Annotated in this window: 2 tRNA genes and 3 rRNA genes; all 5 read left to right on the forward strand. The window is 48.1% G+C overall.

Annotation, left to right across the window (positions count from 1 at the left end):
- Positions 1–84: 84 nt before the first annotated feature.
- The 5 genes from LX99_RS25180 to rrf all read left to right on the forward strand — a co-directional run bounded on the left by LX99_RS25180 (position 85) and on the right by rrf (position 5,586).
- Positions 85–1,604 (forward strand): 16S ribosomal RNA (locus LX99_RS25180).
- Positions 1,605–1,809: 205 nt separating this feature from the next.
- Positions 1,810–1,884 (forward strand) — tRNA-Ile (locus LX99_RS25185).
- Between the two features lie 108 nt (positions 1,885–1,992).
- Positions 1,993–2,066 (forward strand) — tRNA-Ala (locus LX99_RS25190).
- A 258-nt stretch (positions 2,067–2,324) separates the two neighbouring features.
- Positions 2,325–5,200, forward strand: a 23S ribosomal RNA gene (locus tag LX99_RS25195).
- Between the two features lie 274 nt (positions 5,201–5,474).
- Positions 5,475–5,586, forward strand: a 5S ribosomal RNA gene (gene rrf, locus LX99_RS25200).
- Together the 16S, 23S and 5S rRNA genes with 2 tRNA genes alongside form the textbook arrangement of a ribosomal RNA operon.
- Positions 5,587–5,595: the final 9 nt, after the last annotated feature.

Below are 5,595 nucleotides of genomic sequence, written 5' to 3' on the forward strand. Positions count from 1 at the left end.
AAAACAAGCGGAATCTGTATAAAGATATATAATGAACAGATTCTATTATTAATAATAGGGTCAGAGATTCAAACAAAGCATTTTACAATGGAGAGTTTGATCCTGGCTCAGGATGAACGCTAGCGGCAGGCCTAATACATGCAAGTCGGACGGGATTGGGACTTCGGTTCCATGAGAGTGGCGCACGGGTGCGTAACACGTATGTAACCTACCTTAGTCAGGGGGATAGCCTCTCGAAAGAGAGATTAAGACCGCATAAAATCATGATATGGCATCGTATTATGATCAAATATTTATAGGACTAAGATGGGCATGCGCAACATTAGCTAGTTGGTGTGGTAACGGCATACCAAGGCGACGATGTTTAGGGGATCTGAGAGGATGACCCCCCACACTGGTACTGAGACACGGACCAGACTCCTACGGGAGGCAGCAGTAAGGAATATTGGTCAATGGACGGAAGTCTGAACCAGCCATGCCGCGTGCAGGAAGACGGCCCTATGGGTTGTAAACTGCTTTTGCAGGGGAATAAACCTTCGTATGTATACGAAGCTGAATGTACTCTGAGAATAAGGATCGGCTAACTCCGTGCCAGCAGCCGCGGTAATACGGAGGATCCGAGCGTTATCCGGATTTATTGGGTTTAAAGGGTGCGTAGGCGGCTTTTTAAGTCAGGGGTGAAAGACGGTAGCTTAACTATCGCAGTGCCCTTGATACTGAAGAGCTTGAATGTAGTTGAGGTAGGCGGAATGTGACAAGTAGCGGTGAAATGCATAGATATGTCACAGAACACCAATTGCGAAGGCAGCTTACTAAGCTATGATTGACGCTGAGGCACGAAAGCGTGGGGATCAAACAGGATTAGATACCCTGGTAGTCCACGCCCTAAACGATGAACACTCGATGTTGGCGATATACGGTCAGCGTCTAAGCGAAAGCGTTAAGTGTTCCACCTGGGGAGTACGCCCGCAAGGGTGAAACTCAAAGGAATTGACGGGGGCCCGCACAAGCGGAGGAGCATGTGGTTTAATTCGATGATACGCGAGGAACCTTACCCGGGCTTGAAAGTTAGTGAATGAAGCAGAGACGCTTCAGTCCTTCGGGACACGAAACTAGGTGCTGCATGGCTGTCGTCAGCTCGTGCCGTGAGGTGTTGGGTTAAGTCCCGCAACGAGCGCAACCCCTATGTTTAGTTGCCAGCATGTAAAGGTGGGGACTCTAAACAGACTGCCTATGCAAATAGAGAGGAAGGAGGGGACGACGTCAAGTCATCATGGCCCTTACGTCCGGGGCTACACACGTGCTACAATGGATGGTACAGAGGGCCGCTACCTGGCAACAGGATGCCAATCTCGGAAAGCCATTCACAGTTCGGATCGGGGTCTGCAACTCGACCCCGTGAAGTTGGATTCGCTAGTAATCGCGTATCAGCAATGACGCGGTGAATACGTTCCCGGGCCTTGTACACACCGCCCGTCAAGCCATGGAAGCTGGAAGTGCCTGAAGTGCGTAACCGCAAGGAGCGTCCTAGGGTAAAGTCGGTAACTGGGGCTAAGTCGTAACAAGGTAGCCGTACCGGAAGGTGTGGCTGGAATACCTCCTTTCTGGAGCAGATACCGCGAGAGTAATTCGGAACTGTTACCTACATGATAATTTCTTAAATACAAACAAAAAGACAAAAGGAAACCCAGAAGATGAAGCCATCGTGTTGTGCAAGCAACTGAGGCAGGATTGTAAGTGATTACGATTTACGGTTTGAAGAAAAATAAATAAATCCAAAATCGCAAATCCGAAATCCGAAATAAAAATAGTCCTGTAGCTCAGCTTGGTTAGAGCACTACACTGATAATGTAGGGGTCAGCAGTTCAAATCTGCTCGGGACTACTACTGGAGCGAAAAGCAGAAAGCGAAAAGCTTAAAGCAATAGCTTCGGCAAGGAGAGCGAAGAGAAAAGCATTAAGCTTTTAGCCTTCAGCTTTCAGCCCATCTAACGGGGGATTAGCTCAGCTGGCTAGAGCACCTGCCTTGCACGCAGGGGGTCAACGGTTCGAATCCGTTATTCTCCACGATGTTAAGCTTAAAGCGCAAAGCCCAAAGCAGAAAGCAACGAGCTTTCGGCCTTAAGCATTCGGCTTTAAGCTCAACAAAACGTTCTTTGACATATTGGAAGAAGTAATTGAAAACAAGAGAAAACAACAGATAGGAAGTTGTTGAGTTGAATGCTTCAAAAGATCAGAGCAGCAATGCAATGACCTAATGAAACAATGACTTAATGACGGACTAAAAATAAAGACATACCATACGGCGCAAAAGGCGTATGAGTAGAAGAAAGTAAGAAAGGGTACACGGGGGATGCCTTGGCTCTCAGAGGCGAAGAAGGACGTGATAAGCTGCGATAAGCTCCGGGGATTTGCAAATAAGATTTAATCCGGAGATTTCCGAATGGGGCAACCTAACTATTTGAAGAATAGTTGCAAAATGCGCTAACCTGCCGAACTGAAACATCTAAGTAAGCAGAGGAAGAGAAAACAAAAGTGATTTCCAGAGTAGTGGCGAGCGAAATGGAAGAAGCCCAAACCTGTTATGTTACGGCATAGCAGGGGTTGTAGGACCACAACATGAATATTAAAGAGAACCGGAAAGGGGTGGGAAACCCTGCCATAGAGCATGAGAGCTGCGTACGGGTAATTGATAATAGGATAGTGGTATCCTGAGTACCGCGAGGTCGGAGACGCCTTGTGGGAATTTGCCGGCACCATCCGGTAAGGCTAAATACTCCTGAGAGACCGATAGTGAACCAGTACCGTGAGGGAAAGGTGAAAAGAACCCCGAACAGGGGAGTGAAATAGAACCTGAAACCGTGTACTTACAAGCGGTCGGAGCACGAAAGTGTGACGGCGTGCCTTTTGCATAATGAGCCTACGAGTTACTCTTCCCTGGCAAGGTTAAGTGTTTAAGACACGGATCCGAAGCGAAAGCGAGTCTGAAAAGGGCGTATAGTCAGGGGAGGTAGACGCGAAACCTTGTGATCTACCCATGGGCAGGTTGAAGGTGCCGTAACAGGTACTGGAGGACCGAACCGATAAACGTTGAAAAGTTTCCGGATGACTTGTGGGTAGGGGTGAAAGGCTAATCAAACTGGGAAATAGCTCGTACTCCCCGAAATGTTTTTAGGAACAGCCTGGCGGTTGAGTTATAAAGAGGTAGAGCTACTAATTGGGTGCGGGGGAGTCAAATCCTACCAAATCCAGATAAACTCCGAATGCTTTATAATATACGCTGGAGTGAGGCTATGGGTGCTAAGGTCCATGGCCGAGAGGGAAAGAACCCAGACCATCAGCTAAGGTCCCTAAATTATTGCTAAGTTGAACTAACGAGGTCCGATTGCACAGACAGCTAGGATGTTGGCTTGGAAGCAGCCATTCATTTAAAGAGTGCGTAACAGCTCACTAGTCGAGCGATCGGGCATGGATAATAAACGGGCATCAAGCAGTATACCGAAGCTATGGATTCACAGCAATGTGACTGGTAGGGGAGCATTCTACAATCGGCGAAGCAGGAAGGTAACTGACTGTGGAGGGTGTAGAAAAGCAAATGTAGGCATAAGTAACGATAAGGCGGGAGAGAAACCCGCCCACCGAAAGACTAAGGTTTCCTGATCAACGCTAATCGGATCAGGGTTAGTCGGGGCCTAAGGTGAAGCCGACAGGCGTAGCCGATGGACAACTGGTTAATATTCCAGTACTTTTTATTACTGCGATGCGGTGACGGAGTAGTGACACTGACGCGAACTGACGGAATAGTTCGTTAAAGGCTGTAGGTAAATAGATTGTAGTTAAGTACGCAGTTTATGCTGAAAGCTGATAGTACACCGAATCTTCGGACAAGGTGATAGTTCAGGTAATCAGACTTCCAAGAAAACCCGCTAAGCTTCAGGTAATAAAAACCCGTACCGTAAACCGACACAGGTAGTCGAGGAGAGAATCCTAAGGTGCTCGAGTGAATCATGGCTAAGGAACTCGGCAAAATGGCCCTGTAACTTCGGGAGAAGGGGCGCTGGCAGCAATGTCAGCCGCAGTGAAAAGGCCCAGGCGACTGTTTAACAAAAACACATGGCTTTGCAAAATTGAAAGATGACGTATAAGGCCTGACACCTGCCCGGTGCTGGAAGGTTAAGAGGGGATGTTAGTCGCAAGGCGAAGCATTGAATCGAAGCCCCAGTAAACGGCGGCCGTAACTATAACGGTCCTAAGGTAGCGAAATTCCTTGTCGGGTAAGTTCCGACCTGCACGAATGGTGTAACGATCTGGGCGCTGTCTCAGCCATGAGCTCGGTGAAATTGTGGTATCGGTGAAGACGCCGGTTACCCGCAACGGGACGGAAAGACCCCATGCACCTTCACTATAGCTTAACATTGATATCGGATACAGGATGTGTAGGATAGGTGGGAGACTGTGATGTGGCTTCGCCAGGAGTCATTTAGTCGACGTTGAAATACCACCCTTTCTGTATTTGGTGTCTAACTCGATAAGATCGAGGACATTGTTTGGCGGGTAGTTTGACTGGGGTGGTCGCCTCCAAAAAGGTAACGGAGGCTTTCAAAGGTAAGCTCAGTACGCTTGGTAACCGTACGCGGAGTGCAATAGCAAAAGCTTGCTTGACAGTGAGACAGACAAGTCGAGCTGGGTCGAAAGACGGATATAGTGATCCGGTGGTTCTGCATGGAAGGGCCATCGCTCAAAGGATAAAAGGTACGCTGGGGATAACAGGCTGATCTCCCCCAAGAGCTCATATCGACGGGGAGGTTTGGCACCTCGATGTCGGCTCGTCACATCCTGGGGCTGGAGAAGGTCCCAAGGGTTGAGCTGTTCGCTCATTAAAGTGGCACGCGAGCTGGGTTCAGAACGTCGCGAGACAGTTCGGTCCCTATCTGTTGTGGGCGTAGGAAGTTTGAGTGGGGCTGACCTTAGTACGAGAGGACCGGGTTGGACTAACCTCTGGTGAATCTGTTATGCCGCCAGGTGTACTGCAGAGTAGCTACGTTGGGAATAGATAAGCGCTGAAAGCATCTAAGTGCGAAACTAGCCACAAGATGAGACTTCCATAGAGGGTCGTAGGAGACTACTACGTTGATAGGTTACAGGTATAAAGGTGGTGACATCAAAGCCGAGTAATACTAATTGCCCGAAGCTTTCTTCGGATCAGAGATTAGAGGATAGAGATTAAGAGATTAGTCTTTACCTCTAATCGGCGACAAAACAGATAAACAATAATGCTGTTGTTTTCTCTTATTCAAATACTTCTTTCAATAATATGTCATTGTTGAGGTTAAAGGCTAAAGGATAAAGGCAAAAGGTATGTACCTTAGCATAATCCGGGAGATCATTTAATATCGGCAATAAAAATAAACAGGGGGAGCCCAGGGGAAAAGGACCTTTAACCTTTCGCCTTTAAGCTTTCACCTTAAAAGAAATTCAGGTGCCTATATCGGCGGTGTCTACCTCTTCCCATTCCGAACAGAGAAGTCAAGCCCGCCAGAGCCGATGGTACTGCGGTAAAACGTGGGAGAGTAGGTCGGTGCCACCCTTTATCACC

The organism is Mucilaginibacter oryzae, assembly GCF_003148845.1.
Taxonomy (GTDB): domain Bacteria; phylum Bacteroidota; class Bacteroidia; order Sphingobacteriales; family Sphingobacteriaceae; genus Mucilaginibacter; species Mucilaginibacter oryzae.